This window comes from Gordonia asplenii (assembly GCF_012933505.1).
Taxonomy (GTDB): Bacteria; Actinomycetota; Actinomycetes; order Mycobacteriales; family Mycobacteriaceae; genus Gordonia; species Gordonia asplenii.
The window spans coordinates 51,533-69,680 of record NZ_JABBNB010000031.1; the positions used below are offsets into that span (position 1 = coordinate 51,533).

13 protein-coding genes are annotated in these 18,148 nt (G+C 66.4%); 7 read left to right on the plus strand and 6 right to left on the minus strand.

Going from position 1 to position 18,148, the window contains the following annotated elements; genetic code table 11:
- Nucleotides 1–99 precede the first annotated feature (99 nt).
- Both HH308_RS23345 and HH308_RS23350 read left to right on the plus strand, forming a co-directional pair.
- Nucleotides 100–3,618, plus strand: coding sequence for a non-ribosomal peptide synthetase (locus tag HH308_RS23345; protein ID WP_170196660.1), 3,519 nt, complete (start codon nucleotides 100–102; stop codon nucleotides 3,616–3,618).
- Complete coding sequence (locus HH308_RS23350) at nucleotides 3,618–8,645, plus strand: non-ribosomal peptide synthetase (protein ID WP_170196661.1); 5,028 nt, start codon at nucleotides 3,618–3,620, stop codon at nucleotides 8,643–8,645. The genes HH308_RS23345 and HH308_RS23350 overlap by 1 nt, the downstream gene beginning before the upstream one ends.
- 383 nt (nucleotides 8,646–9,028) lie before the next feature.
- Here HH308_RS23350 and HH308_RS23355 read toward each other — a convergent pair whose 3' ends face one another.
- Nucleotides 9,029–10,399, minus strand: a complete 1,371-nt coding sequence (locus tag HH308_RS23355) for a SagB family peptide dehydrogenase (protein ID WP_170196662.1) — start codon at nucleotides 10,397–10,399, stop codon at nucleotides 9,029–9,031.
- Between the two features lie 127 nt (nucleotides 10,400–10,526).
- Between HH308_RS23355 and HH308_RS23360 the strand changes: the two genes are divergently transcribed.
- Nucleotides 10,527–11,615, plus strand: coding sequence for an alpha/beta fold hydrolase (locus HH308_RS23360; protein WP_170196663.1), 1,089 nt, complete (start codon nucleotides 10,527–10,529; stop codon nucleotides 11,613–11,615).
- Between the two features lie 168 nt (nucleotides 11,616–11,783).
- Here HH308_RS23360 and HH308_RS23365 read toward each other — a convergent pair whose 3' ends face one another.
- The 5 genes from HH308_RS23365 to HH308_RS23385 are packed head-to-tail and all read right to left on the minus strand — an operon-like array spanning nucleotide 11,784 to nucleotide 14,811.
- Complete coding sequence (locus HH308_RS23365) at nucleotides 11,784–12,578, minus strand: exodeoxyribonuclease III (RefSeq protein WP_170196664.1); 795 nt, start codon at nucleotides 12,576–12,578, stop codon at nucleotides 11,784–11,786.
- Between the two features lie 5 nt (nucleotides 12,579–12,583).
- Nucleotides 12,584–13,033 (minus strand): barstar family protein, encoded by a 450-nt coding sequence (locus tag HH308_RS23370; RefSeq protein WP_312870823.1) that lies wholly within the window; start codon nucleotides 13,031–13,033, stop codon nucleotides 12,584–12,586.
- Complete coding sequence (locus HH308_RS23375; protein ID WP_170196665.1) at nucleotides 13,030–13,575, minus strand: guanyl-specific ribonuclease; 546 nt, start codon at nucleotides 13,573–13,575, stop codon at nucleotides 13,030–13,032. The genes HH308_RS23370 and HH308_RS23375 overlap by 4 nt, the downstream gene beginning before the upstream one ends.
- A complete protein-coding gene (locus tag HH308_RS23380) occupies nucleotides 13,575–14,216 on the minus strand; it encodes a GNAT family N-acetyltransferase, cg3035/Rv0428c family (RefSeq protein WP_170196666.1) in 642 nt (213 codons plus the stop codon). The genes HH308_RS23375 and HH308_RS23380 overlap by 1 nt, the downstream gene beginning before the upstream one ends.
- Nucleotides 14,209–14,811 carry a peptide deformylase gene (locus tag HH308_RS23385; protein WP_170196667.1) on the minus strand — a complete coding sequence of 201 codons (603 nt, stop codon included), beginning with the start codon at nucleotides 14,809–14,811 and terminating at the stop codon, nucleotides 14,209–14,211. Before HH308_RS23385 ends, HH308_RS23380 begins: the two co-directional genes overlap by 8 nt.
- 252 nt (nucleotides 14,812–15,063) lie before the next feature.
- On the opposite strand from HH308_RS23385, the gene napA reads away from it, so the two are divergent.
- The 4 genes from napA to HH308_RS23405 all read left to right on the plus strand — a co-directional run bounded on the left by napA (nucleotide 15,064) and on the right by HH308_RS23405 (nucleotide 17,930).
- Entirely contained in the window at nucleotides 15,064–15,420 is a 357-nt protein-coding gene (gene napA, locus HH308_RS23390; RefSeq protein WP_170196668.1) for a nucleoid-associated protein NapA, read from the plus strand.
- A gap of 88 nt (nucleotides 15,421–15,508) precedes the next feature.
- Nucleotides 15,509–16,009: a LytR C-terminal domain-containing protein gene (locus HH308_RS23395; RefSeq protein WP_170196689.1), complete on the plus strand. Its 501-nt coding sequence runs from the start codon at nucleotides 15,509–15,511 to the stop codon at nucleotides 16,007–16,009.
- A gap of 99 nt (nucleotides 16,010–16,108) precedes the next feature.
- Nucleotides 16,109–16,756 (plus strand): superoxide dismutase family protein, encoded by a 648-nt coding sequence (locus tag HH308_RS23400; protein WP_170196669.1) that lies wholly within the window; start codon nucleotides 16,109–16,111, stop codon nucleotides 16,754–16,756.
- 25 nt (nucleotides 16,757–16,781) lie between these two features.
- Nucleotides 16,782–17,930 (plus strand): glutamate--cysteine ligase, encoded by a 1,149-nt coding sequence (locus HH308_RS23405; RefSeq protein ID WP_170196670.1) that lies wholly within the window; start codon nucleotides 16,782–16,784, stop codon nucleotides 17,928–17,930.
- The last annotated feature ends 218 nt before the right edge of the window (nucleotides 17,931–18,148 follow it).

An 18,148-nucleotide genomic window follows, 5' to 3' on the forward strand; every position in this document is an offset into this window, starting at 1 on the left:
CTGCCTGAGCCCACATCCAAGGGTCGGACGTCGACCCGACCATCAATATAGGTAGGCTAACCTAAATTCCATTCCGGAAGATACGACGCGGAGGAAACAATGACACACGTGCAGCCGATCGGTGACGAGAAGCTTCGCGGTCTGCTCGACGGACTGATCGACGGAGTGGAGAACATCTCAGACACCGACGATCTCATCGAATCCGGCCTGAGTTCGCTCGGAATGATGCGGATCGCGTCCTTCCTGCGCGGGCAGGGGCACGCGGTGAACTTCGCCGGTCTTGCGGCGAACCCCACCCTGCGCGCGTGGAAGGTGTTGTTGGGCAGTGGAATCGAAGAGGCGGCACCTGTCGACGCGCCGAGCGCCGACCGCCCCGACGAAACCGACGACGACTCGTTTCCGCTGGCCACCATGCAGCATGCCTACTGGGTCGGGCGCCGCGGCGAACAGTCGATGGGAGGTGTCGCGGCGCATCTGTACGCGGAGTTCGACGGTGCGGGCGTCGATGTCGAGCGGCTGCGCGGCGCCGTCGCCGACCTTGTGCAGCGACACCTGATGCTGCGTGCGCGATTCGGCGAGAACGGCAGGCAAACCGTTGGCGCGCAAGCACATCCGCACGTGTTCACCGTGCACGACCTGCGTGCCCACGGGAACGTCGACGCCGAGCTGGAACGGTTGCGGCACGCCAAATCCCATCAGCTGCTCGACGTCGCGGACGGTCACGTCTTCGATGTCGCGCTGACCCTGCTGCCGGCCGGGCGAACGCGACTGCACGTCGACGTCGACATGCTCGCCGCCGACGCGATGAGCTATCGCACCCTGATGAAAGACCTCGCGACCTTCTACGCGGGGGAGGGCAGTACGCTGGCCCCGATCGAGTACCAGTATCGCGACTATCTCGCCGACAAGGTGCAGGTCACCGCGGCCGAGCGGGAACGCGAACAGGCATGGTGGCGGGAACATCTCAACGAGCTGCCCGATCCGCCGCAGCTTCCGTTGGTTCCCGAGGCGCAGCGCGCGGACCCCCACCTGACCACCCGGCGCAACTACCACGTCAGCGCGCACCAGCGCGCCGCGCTCGCCCGTGCCGCCGCGCGCCATCGGTTGACTCCCGCGGTGGTGTTGGCCGCGGTATTCGCCGACGTGATCGGCCGATGGTCGGCGACGCCGCGATTCCTGCTGAATCTTCCGCTGTTCAACCGCGAGCCGTTGCACGCCGACGTCGACGCCCTCGTCGGCGACTTCAGCAGCTCGGTGATGGTCCCAGTGGATACCGCCGGTACCGGGACATTCGTGGAATTCGCCACCGGAGTGCAGGAGTCGCTGCACTCGAGCGCCCTGCATTCCGCGTACCCCGGACTCGACGTGATCCGCGACCTCGGCCGGTTCCGCGGCGAGTCGGTGCTCGCTCCGGTGGTCTACACGAGTGGCCTCGATCTCGGCGAACTGTTCGATGAATCAGTACTGCGCCAGTTCGGTGAGCCGGGGTGGATCGTCTCGCAGGGGCCGCAGGTCGCGCTCGACGCACAGGTCGTCGAACTCGGCGGCGGTCTCCTCGTCAATTGGGACGTCCGCGAGCACGCGTTTGCGCCCGGCGTCATCGATGCCATGTTCGACGCGTACCGTGCGGCACTCGATCGACTGCTCGCCGATAACGCCGATTGGGATGTGGCCCTTGAGCATTCGCCGCTGCAACGGCAACTGACCCGACGTGCCGAAGCCAACTTCGTGCCGGTGCAGCGGTCGCGAAAACTGTTGCACCAGAGGTTCTTCGAGTTCGCGGCCACCACTCCCGACGCGGTGGCGCTGGCCTACGCCGACGGCGACGTCGAAGAATTCGTGACCTACTCCGAACTCGCCGAGAAGGCGCTGCGAACCTCCGCGGCGCTGCGCGCCCGCGGAGTGGGGCCCGGTGCGACAGTGGCGATACAGATCCCCAAGGGGCCTGACCAGCTGGTCGCCGTCATCGGTGTTCTCGCGGCCGGGGCCACCTACCTGCCGATCGGCATGGATCAACCGGTCGCGCGGCGCCGGGAGATGGAGCGGATCGCCGGCGTCGACGTCGCGATCGTCGCAGGACCGGCAACCCGAACCGAGGACGATCGGTCCACGGCGCTCCCGCTCGCCGATGCGGTCGCTCATGACCTCGACGGACTCGCTCCCCACACCGGCGACGACACCGACCCCGCCTACATCCTGTTCACCTCCGGCTCGACCGGCACACCCAAGGGAGTGGTCGTCTCGCACGGTGCGGTGATGAACACCCTCGAACGATGCCGCGACGCCTTCGGCCTGGTGGCTGGCGATCGCTCGATTGCGTTGTCGGCGCTGGAATTCGACCTGTCGATCGAGGACACCTTCGGACTGTTCGACGTCGGCGCGTCGGTGGTGATGATCGATGAGGACACCCGTCGTGACGGTCAGCGGATCAGCCGACTCATCGAGCGCTTCGGGGTGACGCAATTGTATTGCGTCCCAGGCATTCTCGATATGGTGCTGTCGGCCGCAGACGGCTCGGATCGGTTGCGGACGGTGCGCACGGTCGTGGTCGGCGGTGATCGGGTGAGCGTCGACCTGCCTCGTCGGGTGTTCGCCGGCTGCGCTGACGATGTGACGTTCGCCGGTCTGGGCGGATGCACCGAGACTGCCATCCATCACACGATTTCGATTGTCCCCCGCGACATTCCGGACTATCCGGCGGTGCCCTTCGGTAGGCCGCTGGGCGGCATGGGCGTACGGGTGGTGGCCCCCGACAGCGGTTTGGACTGCCCCGACTGGGTCGCCGGGGAGCTGTGGGTCGCAGGTACCAGCGTCGCCGACGGCTACCTCGCCGATCCCGAGCGAACCGCCCAACGTTTCGTCGACTACCAGGGGCATCGCTGGTACCGCACCGGCGACCTGGTTCGCTTCCGCGGCGACGGCGAGGTCGAATTCCTCGGCCGCATCGACAAACAGGTGAAGCTGCGCGGCTATCGCATCGAGCCGGGTGAGGTGTCCGCCGCGCTACGTAAGGCGACGGGAGTCGCCGACGCCGCGGTCGTGATCAACAGCCGCCGCGGCGCCGCACGGTTGTGCGCGCTGGTGGTACCGACGAATGGCGACGCAGATCCGGACGCCCTGCGCGCGTCGGTGCGCTCGGCGTTGACCGAATTGCTCCCGAGCTACATGATTCCCGACGTGATCGAGATCGCCGAGGCGATTCCGCTGACCGGCAACGGAAAAGTCGACGACACCGCGATCCTCGAACTGACCGACCGCGCCGCGGGCGACGAGTACGTCGAGCCGGCCACGGTTGTCGAACGCGCTCTGGCGCTGATCGTCGCGGAGAATCTGGGCCTGGAGCGAGTCGGCCGCACCGACGATTTCTTCTTCCTCGGCGGTGACTCCGTGCGGGCCACGACGGCTGTCGCGGCGATCATGGAAAGCCTTGATACACAGGAGATCTCCGTCGGCGACCTGTTCCTCGGGCGCACCATCGCCGGACTAGCCGAGCGGATGATCGCCCGATCGACCGACCCGGGCAGACTCGACGCCGTCGCCGAAATCTACTGCGACATCGTCGAACTCACCGACGACGAGGTCGCTGACATGCTCACCCAGACAACCGAAGGACGGTAATGACCGACACCACCGCGCAGCGTCGCAAAGCGCTGTTGGAGCGCCGCCTCCGTGAGCAGAACCTCAAGGCCGCCCCGGAGGCATCGCGACCCGTACGCGAGCCGGGCACGCCGAGCCCGCTGTCGGCGGCGCAGCGTCGAATGTGGTTCGTGCAGAACCTGAATCCCGCCGACACCACGCTCAATGTGTGCGTCGGTTATCGACTGGTCGGCGCGCTCGACGTCGACAAGCTGCGAGCCGCGCTGGAATCCGTGGTCGCGGCCAACGAGATCCTGCGTACCGTTTACGGCGTCGACGCTGCCGGCGAACCGTTCCAGCTGCACCGTGCCGCAGCCGAGTTGCCTTGGCGGTATGAGGATCTGGCGTCGGCGACCGACCCGTCCGCCGCGGCTGACGAGTTCGCGCGGGTGCAGTTCGGGCGACCGTTCGACCTGGCCGTCGACGTACCGATTCGAGCGTCGCTGGTGCGCACCGGCGTCGACGAGCACGTGCTGGTTCTCGTCGTGCATCACGTCGCGTGGGACGATGCGTCGTGGCCGGCCTTCTTCGCACAGGTGAATGCCGCCTATCGGGGTGTGCTGTCCGCGCCGTCGGGACAGTATGTCGACGTGGCACTCGCGGTTCCCGACACCGGCGCCGCCGATCTCGAGTACTGGACCGCCGTGCTGACGCCGCTGCCGCCGCGGCTGGAACTGCCTGGCGTACGGGGAGTCTCCGACTCGCGCGCGGCTCGTACGGTGGCGCGGCAGTTGCCCGCCGAGCTGGTCGACCGGGTCGGCGCGCTCGCGCGCGCCCACGCGACGACTCCGTTCACCGTGCTGCTCGCCGCGTTCGAAGCCGCCGTGCAGCGCTACACCGCGGCCGACGACTTTCTGGTGTCGATTCCCGTCGTCGACCGGGGCCCGGGAGCAGAGGAACTGATCGGCTACTTCGGCAACACGGTTCTCCTGCGAGCCGACGTCCACGCCGCGGAGACCTTCACCGATCTCGTGGACCGGGTCCGAGAGGCATCCGCGGGGGCTTTCGCCCACCAGGGGGCCGGCGTGGATGAAGTCGTGCGGGAGGTGAACCCGGACCGTGCCGGCGGCCGCGACGCGATCGCGCAGCTCGTCGCAGTGAGCTTCAGTAATCGGAGCGCCGCCAACGGATTCGACTTCGATGCGGTGACGGCGACCGAACTGCCGTGGCACAGTCCGGTCGCCGCAGAGGAACTGGGGTTGCTGATCGTCGCCGACGGTGCGGGCGCGCGCGTGGAGGCGACCTACCAGACCGCAGCCCTCGACTCCGGGCTCGTCGAGCAGTTCCTGTCACATTACGTGCGATTGCTCGACGCGGCGGTCGCCGATCCCCGACAACCGTTGCGCGACATCGACATTCTTGGTGCGGCGGGCCGCGCGGATCTGCTCGCGGCGTCGTACGGGCAACTGGTCGACACCCCCGCGACGACGATCGTCGACGTGCTGGCCCGGTCGGTGGCGGTTTCCCCGGACGCAGAGGCCGTGGTGTCCGATAACGAACGGCTCACCTATGCCCAGTTCAATGCGCGGGCAAATCAGCTGGCGCACTGGATGATCGGGCGCGGCGTCGGCGCCGAGGATGTCGTTGCCCTGCGCTTGGCGACATCGGTGGAGTTCATCGTCGCCACGGCCGCGGTCCTGAAAGCCGGTGCGGCTTACCTGCCGATCGACCCGGCCTACCCGGACGACCGCATCGATTACCTGCGCTCCGACGCCGAACCCGTGCTGGAACTCGACGCCGACAGTTACGCGGTAGCGCTCGCGGAGGCCGCCGCGCTCTCCGACGCCGATCCGACGGATGCCGATCGCGTGCGGCCGCTGCGTGCGGCGAACACCGCCTACGTGATCTACACGTCGGGGTCGACGGGACGGCCCAAGGGAGTTCCGGTGCCGCACAACGCGATCGCCGAGCATCTGCTCGGCTTCGACGCCGAATGGGAGCTGACACCGGCCGACCGCGTCTTGCAGTCGACGTCGGTCAGCTTCGACGCCTCGCTACTCGACATCTACGTGACGCTGACGGCGGGCGCTACCGTCGTCGTGCCGAAGCCGAACGCCTTCCGTGACATCGCCCACGTCGCGGACCTCGTCGCCCGCGAGCGGGTGACCGTGTTGCACATGGTGCCCTCGATGCTCGCCACGCTGCTGATGCTGCCGCAAGCCGCGGATTGGAGTTCGTTGCGGCACTTACCTGTTGGCGGCGAAGCGCTGTCCGGCGAGGTGGCCGATCGATTCGCCACGCAGTTCGATGCGCACCTGCGCAATCACTACGGCCCGACCGAGGCGGTGGTGTCGTCGACCCACATGGAGGTTGTCGAGCCGCAGAGCGTCGGGATCGTCCCCATCGGCGTACCGAATCAAAACGTGTCCCTCCATCTTCTCGACGAGTCACTGCGGCTCACGCCGAACGGCGTCTGCGGTGAGATCTACCTGGGCGGCAATCAGCTGGCCCGCGGCTATCTCGACCGGGCGGAGTTGACGTCGCAGCGATTCGTCGCCGATCCCTTCGTGCACGGGCAGCGCCTGTATCGGACCGGCGATCTCGCGCGTCGAAATATCAAGGGCGAGATCGAGTTCCTGGGCCGCGCCGACGAGCAGGTCAAGATCCGCGGCTTCCGCATCGAACTCGGCGAGGTGAGCAAACGAATCTCCGAGCATCCCGACGTCGCGCATGCGGTGGTGGTCGTGGTCGACCACCCGGTCAGCGGGCCGGCGCTCGCCGCGTACGTCGTGGGTACGGCCGACCTCGCCGCGGTGCGGTCCTACGTTGCCGAACGATTGCCCGAGCACATGGTCCCGGCGAGTTTCGTCGCCATCGACGAGGTACCGCTGACCGCGCACGGCAAACTCGACAAGCGGGCGCTGCCCGAGGTCGAGCTGATCGAAGCGAGCGCGTACCGGCAGCCGAGCACTCCCACCGAGATCCGCATCGCCGGTCTGTTCGCCACCCTGTTCGGCATCGAGCGCGTGGGCGCCGACGATTCATTCTTCGATCTCGGTGGACATTCGATGCTCGCCGCGCGGCTGATCACCATGATCCGTTCCGAGTTCGGCTTCGAACTGGATCTGCGAGTGCCCTTCGATCATCCGACCGTCAGCGCGCTGGCCGAAGTTCTGGTGGCGATGTTCCTCGACGAGTTCGGCCTGGATCTCGACGATGTGGACGAGTTCGGTCCGGAGTCGGATGAAGCTCCCGCGGTCGACGGTCCGGGATCGGTGCCGACGGTCCGGGAACGGCCGGAGTATCCGCCGCTGTCGTACTCGCAACGTGCGTACTGGTTGCAGCGGCGGATGGAGGGACCGATCGACGGCGAGAACGTCACCTTCCCGATTCGACTGGAGGGACCGCTGGATCGTGACGCGCTGTTCGCGGCGCTCGCCGACGTCGTCGAACGGCACGAGTCATTGCGGACGACGTTCCCCGAGCACGAGGGAACGCCCTACCAGCGTGTGCATCCTGTTGCACCACTGGATATTCCGGTGATCGACGTGGACAGCGAAGCCGAGCTGGACCGCGAACTCGACGTCGACGCGAAGTATGTCTTCGATCTGACGGCGGAGAGCTCGCTGCGGCTGCGCCTGCTGGTCCGCGGCGACGACGACTGTGTGCTTTCCATACTGATGCACCACATCATCGCCGACCGCAGTTCGTGTGAAGTCTTCATCGGTGATCTGATGACCGCGTACGCCGCGAGATCGGCTGGTGCACAACCAGACTGGGCGCCGCTGGAGGTGCAGTTCGTTGCCTTCGCAATCTGGCAGCGGGAGGTCTTCGACCGTGTCGGGCGTGAAGTCAGCACCGTCGGCGAGGCTCAGTTGGACTTCTGGCGCGCCAAACTGGACGGCCTGCCGGAGGAGATCAACGTCGGGCACGATCGTCCGCGGCCGCCGGTTCTCGGCCACCACGGCAACGTCGCGGAGCGTCGAGTGCCCGCGCGGGTGTGGCAGCGCGCGTTGGGGATGGCTGACTCGGCGGCTGTCACGCCGTTCATGCTGTGCCACGCCATCGGTGTGACAGTGATGAATGCCCTTGGTGCGGGCGAGGATCTGGCGATCGGCGCCGCGGTGGCCAACCGGCTCAGCGAACCGACGGAGAACGTCGTCGGGCTGTTCGCCAATGTCATCGTCGTGCGCAGCGACCTCAGCGCCGATCCGACGCCACGTGCGCTCCTCGATCGTGTCCGTGAGTCGTCACTCGATTCGCTCGGCCACCAGGGCGTACCGTTCGAGCGGCTCGTCGAGACGCTGAACCCGAAGCGATCACTGTCGCGAAATCCGTTGTGTCAGACGATGATGCATGTGCGTGACATCCCGGCGTCGGAGAACTTCACCGCCGACGGTGCCATCACCTATCGGGATGTGTCGAAGTTCTACGAGGTGTCGTTCATGGACGTTCACTTCGACTATCAGCTGGAGCGCAGCGGCGACCTGGTCCTTCGCGTCATCACCAACACCGACCTCTACGATGCGCAGACGGGGGAGTTCTTCGTCGACACCGCGGTCAACGTGCTCGGCGCGTTCGTCGAACAGTCCGACACACCGCTGAGCCAATTGGATGTTCTTCCGGGACAGTGGGACAGCTCGCGGTCGGTCGTCATCCACCGGGCAGCGCGGTCGGTCGCGCCGGTGGTCGTCGAGGTCACGGAGACGACGGACACCGAACGCCGGCTCATCGCGCTGCTCGAAGAGTTGCTCGAGATCGACGGTGTGACCCGCGACGACGGCTTCTTCGCGCTCGGCGGCGACAGTGTCATCGCCATCGGGTGGGCTGCCCGGGCGATCCAGGAAGGATTGCCGCTCACCCCGCGAATGGTGTTCGAACACTTCACCATCGACGAGCTGGCGGCCGTCGTCGACGATGCGATCGCACATCCGGAGAAGTATGCCGACGTCGAGGCGGACGGTGCAGCGGTCGCACCCGCACCGGAGCCGACGGCGCCGATGTCGGTCTCCGGTCTGGGCGCGGATGCGCTGGCGGCGTTGAAGGATTCGTTCGCGGCGCGCAAGTAGGTCGGGGCGGGCGCCGCGACGAGGCCGCCGGGCGTGGGGTCGATCCACCCGACCCGCCCCTTATCGGGGCCGTCGGGGATGATGACGGTCGTCCACTGATCATCCAGCACCTCGACCACCGCCCGCCCCGCCGGTGTCAGGTGCCCGGTCAGGGTGGACATCAACTGGGTCGCGAACTCGGCCATCGACCCGTCGAGACAGTTCCTCGGTGAGTCGGGTCACCTCGACCAAAGAACCAGTCCGCAACCTAGGGTCAGTGGGTTAGTGGTCGTCGGCGATCAGTGAGCGTCGGGTTCGGGCGCCGACGATCCCGTTGGGCCGAATGGCCGCACTCATTGCCAGGGTGCGTTGGGCGAAGCGGGGGCACACGCTGGCGACGGGCGTCAGGCCCGCACGGACCCCACCACGAAACTGCCCACGCCGCACTCCACCAACTCGTCGTTGCCGGTCGCGGCCGCGAATGCCTGGGTGTCCACGTACCCTTGGGCTACTCCGCCGAGGCCCATTGACGTCGCGATCAGGTACAGGGTCTGGGTAAGCACCCCAACGTGTTTCATGATCACCGCGTAGGGCATCTGCTCGTAGGTCCACATGATTCGGCCCACTCGGGCGGCTGGGATCAGCAGCACCTGCGGTTGGCGGCCGTCGGCCAGCGTCACCGCGGACGGGGCGATCAGATCGGCCACCGCGGGATGGTCGTAGTCGGCGACGCGACGCAGGACGTGATCGAGTGAATCATAGTGGTAGAGACCGGAATCCAGCCCTGCCGCGAGGCGCACGACCAAGTAGATCTCGGTCTCGTACAGCGACCCACCGGACGGATACGGGCGCGAGGGGAGCTCCTCGGGCACCGCGCGCTGCGGGCCGATGGTCGTCACCGACCTGGTGCGTGAACTGCGGTAGAGGAGTTCGGCGAGCTGGTCCAGGGAGACGGGGTTGTCGTCGTCGAACGAGCGCACCGACCGTCGGTCCTCGATCGCCGCGGTGAGGGTGATGTCGCGCTCGCGCAGCGCGTCCAGGTCGGGGCGCGGCAATTCGACGGTCGCGCCGGGAAAGGCGTCGCGTCGAGCCGGCAACGGTTCGAAACCTCGTCCATCCGCCCATCGAGTGGGGCCGAAGTGCGCGAATGCATTGCCGCGCAATCGATTTCCCACCGTGCTGCGTCGGTGAAACCAGAGTTCGTGCGGGCTCCAGCTACGGGTGCGAAATTCTGCGTCTTCGACGGCGGGCTCCGACAGATGCCCTGCCCACAGTGCGTCGGCGCGGAGTCGGGCCACGACGTCGGCGTCGAGTGCGGCGTCGTCGAGTCCGAACAGCGCCGACAGTGCGGCGGAGTCGTGAAAGGTGATGTCGCACCACGACATCGGGTTCTCCGCGACAACGGCTGCGCCGCATCGTCGGACGACGGTAAACCGTGACGGCGCGACCGACGGGGGTGCCTGCGTTGGGCGTTCGGTGGAGGGCGCGCGGAAGGGGTTGAGCGAGTACAGCTTTCGATCACCTGCGGCGACCGTTGTGCGCACCGCGCCCAATGAGCTGAGCCGGCTGATCAGTTCCAGCGTGCTCGGCGGGGCGTCGTCGCCGACGGTCGCCGAACCGCCGTTGAGCTGGCGCAGCAACGCCACCTGATCTGCCGACAACGCGTCGAGCCGCTCGCGGTAGGGCAGGATCACCGCACCCGAGCGCGTCAGCAGGCACTTGACGTCGTCGGCGAAGGAGTAAGTCGAGACGATCCCGGCGACAGAAAGTTTCATAAGGCTTACCTTAGCTGCAAGGGTGGATGTGTCCGATGTCGCATCGTGTTTGCCCAGCCTCGATTGGGCTCTCAGAGCTACCGCTGGTGATAATGGTCAACGATCTGCCGGCCCGAGGGGGAACGACATGCCATTTTTCGATACCGACACAGTCAGCGAGGGCGCCCGGAATCTCTGGGCGCTGACTTTCGGTGACGGAGTCAGTCCGCAGCGGCGCACCGAACACACGGTGCTCGTCGACGATCCGCACCGCACTCTTCGTCGTTACGGGGACCCTGCGGGGCCGCCGGTGCTGCTCGTCCCGCCGATTGCGGCACCCGCGACCTGCTACGACCTGTCCGACGAGTTCTCGCTGGTCGAGCACTTCCGCGAAACCGGCCGGACGCCGTACGTCGTCGACTTCGGGGAGATCGGCTACGCGGATCGGGGCATGGGCTTCGAAGACTTCATCCTCGACATCATCCCGGAGGCGATTGAGCGGGTACTGGCCGACGCGGGCGCTGAGCGGGTCGATCTGGTCGCGTGGAGTCTCGGCGGGACGCTGTCGCTACTCACCGCCGCGGTCGCGGGCAAGCGCGGCGACTCGTCGATCCGCTCGGTCACCGCGATCGCGACGCCGCTCGACTACGACGCACTGTTCGGCTACAAGCAATTGCGCGGACTGATGCGGCCCACCGCGGGCAAGGCGCCGCTGATCCCGTTGCGACTGCTCGGCGGCATCCCGGCACCGGTCGTTCAGATCGCCTACCGCTCGACGTCGTTGCGGCGTGAGCTGCGCAAACCGCTCTTCATCCTGCAGAACCTCCGCAATACCGACACGTTGCGCCGGATGGAAGTGATCAACCGGTTCCAGCGGACCTTTCCCGGCTACCCGGGCAAGTTGACCGAGCAGATGTGGGAACAGTTCATCTACCGCAACCGACTCCGCACGGGTGAGGTGACCTTCGGTGAGCTCGGAGTCGACCTCGCCGACATCTGCGTCCCCGTGCAACTGTTCGGCAGCCACCGTGATGCGCTGTGCAGCTGGCCCGCCGCGCGTCATGGCTTCGACGTGCTCACCGGGGCGCCGCGCATCGAATTCGAAACCGTCGAGTCGAGCCACCTCGGATTGCTGGCGGGACCCGACGCAGTTGTGCACACCTGGCCGGTGATCGATGCTTTCCTGAACTCCGTGGAGGGCGAGACCGCCGCCGACCTCGCGAAGATCGACGCCTGACGCTCGCACATCTGCCGGGAACGAAACGGTGTCGTCGCGTACCGCACCGGTATGCGGTCGATGATCTCGGCGTCGTCGGGGCCCAGTGGGATCCGCAACAGGTAGGGCAGCGTCGAATCCTCTTCGGGGTTGCGGGCGATCAGAAAGTCGTCCGGCACGACGCTGCTACTAGCCGATCCCGATTTCGAAGACCACCGGCGCATGATCGCTGGCGCCCTTGAGTTTTCGGGCGTCGCGGTCGACCCACGCGCCGGTGATGCGGTCGTCGAGGGCCGGCGAGCACATCGCGTAGTCGATGCGCATGCCCTCGTTGCGCGGGAACCGCAACTGCGTGTAATCCCAGAAGGTGTACGCGTGGCCGGCGAAGGGCTCCGCGGAGTCGATGAATCCCGTTTCGACGAACTCCCGCAGGGTATTCCGTTCGGCATCGGTCACATGAGTCTTGCCGTCGAAGTAGGCGGCGTCCCAGACGTCGTCGTCGGTCGGGGCGATGTTCCAGTCGCCGGCGAGCATGATCTGCGCGGCCGGGTCGTGCACCGTCCACAACGACGCGATATCCCGAAGTGCGGTAAGCCATTTCAGCTTGTACGCGTAATGCGGGTCGTCGATGCCGCGACCGTTGGGAACGTACAGGCTCCACACCCGCATGGGACCGCAGCGCGCCGAGATGGCACGGGCTTCCAGCTCGCCGGCGGGGCCGTCGGGGAATGAGGGCTGACCGGGGAACGACGTTTCGATGTCCTCCAGGATGGTCCGTGAGGCCAGGGCCACTCCATTACGCCCGCCGCTGCCCACGTAGGCGACGTCGTAGCCGGCCACCGCGAAACTCATCGACGGGAATTCGCCGTTGTCGCACTTGGTCTCCTGCATGGCGAGAACGTCGATGTCGTTGGTGGTCAACCACTCGACGACCATCTCCGACCGGGCCCGAATCGAATTGACGTTCCACGTCGCGATGCGCATGATGCTCAGTCCCCCAACAGGATCGGCTCGACGTCGACGGCGCGCCAGCGGCGGGCGACGGTGGCGCGGAGGTCGGCGGGGGCGCTGAGCACCACCGCGAATCTGACCGCGGGCTCCTGCGCACGGTAACTGTGCGCGTAGAACTCCAGTGCTGCGGCGAACCACCGCAGCTGGCGCGGCTCGTCGAGAAGAAGTCGCTGGGCGTCGGTGATCTCGGTGATCAGCGGCGACCCGGCGAGGTCGCGCATGCAGTCGTCGAAGGCGTCCTTGTTGCGGCCGAAATAGTCGGGGAACGCCCACGCGGTGGCGAACTGCGAATACACGCCCGCGAGGTCGGTCATCGCCGTGCCGTCGACGACGCGAAGTGTCTCCGGCAGTGCGGGGGCGTCGGCGCTGTGCAGCGCAACGACGGCGTCGGAGCTCAGGAACTCGTCGAAAGTGGTTGTGCGGCTCACGAGTTGGGTCCCCGAATCTTGATGAAGGTGCGGTAGTGGTCGAGGGTGTACCACGCGCTGCCGTCGGCCGCGGTGATGATGCGTTCGGCGTCGCGGCCGCGGCCGGGACGCTTGGCGTTGACATCCCACTCCTGATACCGCATGTTCTTGCCCGACGCGTCTGTGCGGGGCAGCAGGCCTTCACCGTTGCGGAACGACCGGCCGCCCTGGGTGCCGGGGGCGTTCGCGGCGTCGGGCCAACGGCCGGCGTCGATCAAGGCGAGTGTTGCGGTTACCCGGGCCGGTACGCCCGACGCCGCGGTGGTTTTCCCGGTGGTTTTCGTCGAGCTGGGTTTGCCGGCTGCGTTCTTCGACGTCGACGTCGACGCTGTGGCCGTTTTCGCCGTGCTCGACGCACCGCTGCGATGTGCGACCAGCCATACGGCGCCGCAGATCAACACGATGATCACGACGGCGATCGCCGACGCAAGCGACTTGCGCCGGTTGCGTGCGACGGTGGCGGCCGACTGCGGACGTGGTGTGGGTGAGGTTTCGGCAGACATCACGCATCACCGTACGTGTCGAGGTGGACGTGGTGCCGCACGTGGTGCAGGCGGAAGCCGTCGGCACGCAGTGCACTACCGCGGGCGACGTCGGTGGCGTCGACGAGGACCGCCGCCGACGGGTCGTCGGGAAGCACCAGCGCGTGCATCGGTGGGCCTACCCGAGACCCGCTCACGTGGGCGTCGGGAATGAGTCGATCGGGCAACGCGAGCAAGGGTCGCAGGTCACGCTGGTGGTACCAATCGGCGATCGCGCGCAGCGACTCGGCGTCGGCACGGGCGTCGACGCCGATGGGCAGCGCCGAATTCTCCAGTGGTGCAGTGCTTTCCGAACGCAGTAGCCAACCGGCGTGCAGTTCGGTGTGCACCGCCGATGCGCGGGCGAGCGATTCGGCGAGCGAGCGGATCTGCGAATTGCGGACCGTGACATACGACAGCAGCCGGACCGACGTGACCGCGGAGCGTCGAACTTCGACCCACGCCCCACGGTCCTTGGGGCCGGTGCCTTCGACGACGATCGGATCATCGGCGTCGCGCAACAGGCCCGTCACGTCGGTGAGGTGCCGATCGTCGACGCGATAGCGCACAACCACCCGGTCGCCGAGATAGAGCCCCGTGAGATCAAGGGGGCGGTCAGTCATCCCAGCCGAAAGGGTCGGAGACCGAGCCCGGCGTCCAGGTGAGGCCGGGCACGCCCCAGCCGTTCTTCTTGATCGCCTTCTTCGCGGCACGCGCGTTGCGCCCGACGAGGACGTCGACGTAGAGGAAGCCGTCGAGATGACCGGTCTCATGCTGCAACATCCGGGCGAAGAATCCGTGGCCCTCGACGACCACCGCGTCGCCGTTGCGGTCGACGCCGGTCACCCGCGCCCAGTCGGCGCGGCCGGTGGGAAACTGCTCGCCCGGCACCGACAGGCAGCCTTCGTCGTTGTCGTCCGGGTCGGGCATGGTCTCGGGGATCTCCGAGGTCTCCAGGACCGGATTGATCACCTCGCCGCGCTCGCGCGCCGCCGATCGATTCTCGCCAGCCGGGCAGTCGTAGACGAACATCCGCTTGGCCACGCCGACCTGATTGGCGGCCAGTCCCACGCCGTTGGCCTTGTCCATCGTTTCGTACATGTCGTCGAGCAGCGCGACGTCCTGGGCGGAGGGCTTGCCGTCGGCGTCGAGTGCGACTAATTCGGTTGGACGGTGCAGTACGGGTTCGCCGACGATACAGATCGGGAGGATAGCCATGGTCACACAGATTACGCTGTGCGGTTGTGCCGCCCGGATGTTGATGCGAATGGTAATTCCGGGCGAGTCATTAGCCGATCTACATTGCGCGCCGTGGTTAGATATCTAGCGAACAACATTGCTGTGATTAACCCGTGGTGCTCGGACCAGTAGCGTCTGCCGAAGTGCGAATTTCGGCGACAATACCCAGGTCAGCGGGTCGTGACCGGCGGTGTGAAGGTTTTTCACCGAGCGATTCTTTCAGGGAGCGAGATGGACAGCGCAGCAGCGCACAGTCAGAATCATGGTGATCTGATCCAGCCCGCGATCAACACCGCCACACCGTCGCGGGTAGACCCTCACGAGGTAGGGGAGGATGGTCTGTCGCGCCGCGAACGTGACATTCTCGCCTTCGAGCGTCAGTGGTGGAAGTACGCGGGTGCCAAAGAAGATGCGATCAAAGAGCTCTTCGATCTGTCGGCCACCCGTTACTACCAGTTGCTCAACGCTCTCGTCGATCGCCCGGAGGCGTTGGCGGCCGATCCGATGCTGGTCAAGCGTCTACGCCGCCTGCGCGCTTCGCGGCAGAAGGCGCGTGCCGCGCGGCGCCTCGGATTCGACGTCACGTAAGCGACGCGGTGTCGACTGCCTCACGATCGTGACCGGCAGGCGCCGGGAGGCACCAGCCTGTGCTGTGGCGTGAGTTAAAGTTGCGATGATGAATGCTGATCGCGAACCCAATCATCTTCCGTTGCGCGCGGGGGCCATGTTGCTGCTCGCCATCGCGGTCGCCTGTATCGGACTGGGCTGGCACAGCGCGGTCACCAGCGGCAAAGATCCTGAACAGGCCTTGGATCGGGCCGGTGCGAGCGCACCCATCACCTCGACGCCGGTGACGTCGGCGGCGCCGACGTCAGCTGCCGCGTCGACCACGGTGAAACTGTGCGTGTTCAACGCCGGCTCGGTGCACGGGCTGGCCCGCGAGGTGACCGACGAGCTGAAGGCCAAGGGCTATCACCTGGCGTCGCCCGCGAACCTCACGACGTCGAGCTTCAGCGAGAACACCGTCTTCTACGACAGCGACGGCGACGCCGGGAACACCAAGGCGGAAGCGCAGAAGGTGGCGAAGGACATGAATATCTCCGCGGTCGAGGAACGCCCGTCGAGTTTCACGCAGTGTGCCTACGGAATCCCCGTCATCGTGGTCGCGCGCTCGTAAGATCTGCAGGCGAGGTCCCTGGAAAATCCATCCCGCAAGGAGTGCGCAGTGAATAATCGGTCAGCGAAGAATCGGTCGGCAACACACACCACTTCTCGAATGACTCGCACCTGGGTCCGGGCCGCCGCGGCGGTCGGCGCGACCGGTGTCGCCGCACTGGGCGTCGCGGCATGTAGCAGCGGGCAGGTGCCCAGTGATGTCGCGGGCACGACGCCGTCGGTGGTGACCGGGATTCAGGCGCCGCCCGGAGACGTGAAGGCGACCGACGGTGCGTCGGAGAAGGTGGCGGCGGTGGCCAAGCTGACCGACACCAAGAACAATGTAGTGGGTACCGCGACGTTCACGCCGACCGGCAGCGGCGTACGGGTGAGCGTCGAGGTGACCCAGGGCATCCCCGCGGGGTTCCACGGTCTGCACATCCATTCCAACGGCGTCTGCGATCCGTCGGGCTCCGAACCGTTCATCAGCGCGGGCGGACATCTGCAGGTCGCCGGGCACACCGGACATCCGGCCAGCGGCGATCTGATCTCGTTGAACGTGCTGAAGAACGGCACCGGGACGACGGTCACCACCACCGATGCCGTGCAGCTGAGCGACATCGTCGGCAAGTCGATCGTGATCCACGCGCTGCCCGACAACTTCGGCAACATCCCGTCGCGCTACAGCCCGCCGGCCGACGAGAAGACCATGACCACCGGTGACGCGGGTGGTCGAATTGCTTGCGGCACAATCGATCCCAAGGAATGACCCAGCCAGCGATGCGACGGGGCAGATGAGCAACGAGTCAGTCGATTTCATAGGTTCGCCCTCGCCGACCCTCGGTGTCGAATGGGAGTTCGCCCTCGTCGATCGGGACACGCGTGATCTGTCGAACTCGGCGGCCGCGTTGATCGACGGCGTGGTCGCGCAGGCGGGCGAGGGCATCACCGCCAAGGTTCACAAAGAGTTGCTGCGCAACACCGTTGAACTGGTCAGCGGTGTGTCGACCACCGTCGCCGAGGCCGTCGCCGACGTCGCCGAGTCACTCGAACTGGTGCGCTCGGTGGGCGACGGACTCGGCGTCGACCTGTACGGCGCCGGTACGCATCCGTTCGCGCAGTGGTCGACGCAGCTGCTCACCGAAGGGCACCGCTACGCCGAGCTGATCGAGCGCACCCAGTGGTGGGGACGCCAGATGCTGATCTGGGGTGTGCACGTGCATGTCGGAATCTCGCACCGCGACAAGGTATTACCGATCATCTCCGCCCTGCTCAAGTACTACCCGCACCTGCTGGCGCTGTCGGCGTCGTCGCCGATGTGGTCGGGACAGGACACCGCATACGCGAGCAACCGTGCGATGATGTTCCAGCAACTGCCGACCGCCGGTCTGCCGTTTCAGTTCACCCGCTGGGATGAATTCGAGGGGTTCGTCGCCGACCAGAAGACGACTGGCATCATCGACCACCTCAACGAAATCCGTTGGGACATCAGGCCGTCGCCGCACCTGGGTACCATCGAGGTGCGCATCTGCGACGGCGTGTCGAATACCCGCGAACTCTCCGCGCTGGTAGCACTGACGCACTGCTTGATCGTGTACCTCGATCGGACGCTGACGCAACGCCGGCTCGGTGACCCCAATGCCACCTTGCCGGATATGGCGCCGTGGCTGGTGCAGGAAAACAAGTGGCGCGCAGCACGATACGGGCTCGACGCCATCATCATTCAAGACGCGCAGTGCAATGAGCGACTGGTCACCGAAGACCTCGCGGACATCCTGGTCGAGCTGGCACCCATCGCGGCGGAACTGTCGTGCGTCGAAGAACTCGCCGGTGTCGAAGAGATCATTCGACGCGGGGCGTCGTATCAGCGGCAGCGAGCCGTGTTCGAGCGGACGGCAGACCTGCGCGACGTGGTGAGTTCCGTGGTGGCGGAACTGGGATAAGGGTACGGGGGAGCGGGATGTTCTCCTCTGCTGGTTGAGCGAGGCGAAGCGACCCCGCTGGTTGAGCGCGGCGCAGCGACCCCGCTGGTTGAGCGAGGCGAAGCCGAGTCGAAACCCCGGTGCCACAATGGATTTCGCGCCCGCGCTCGGTGGTTTCGACACGGGCCTGCGCTATCGCTCCGGCCCGGCTCAACCAGCGGGGTTGGCGGGGATGGTCC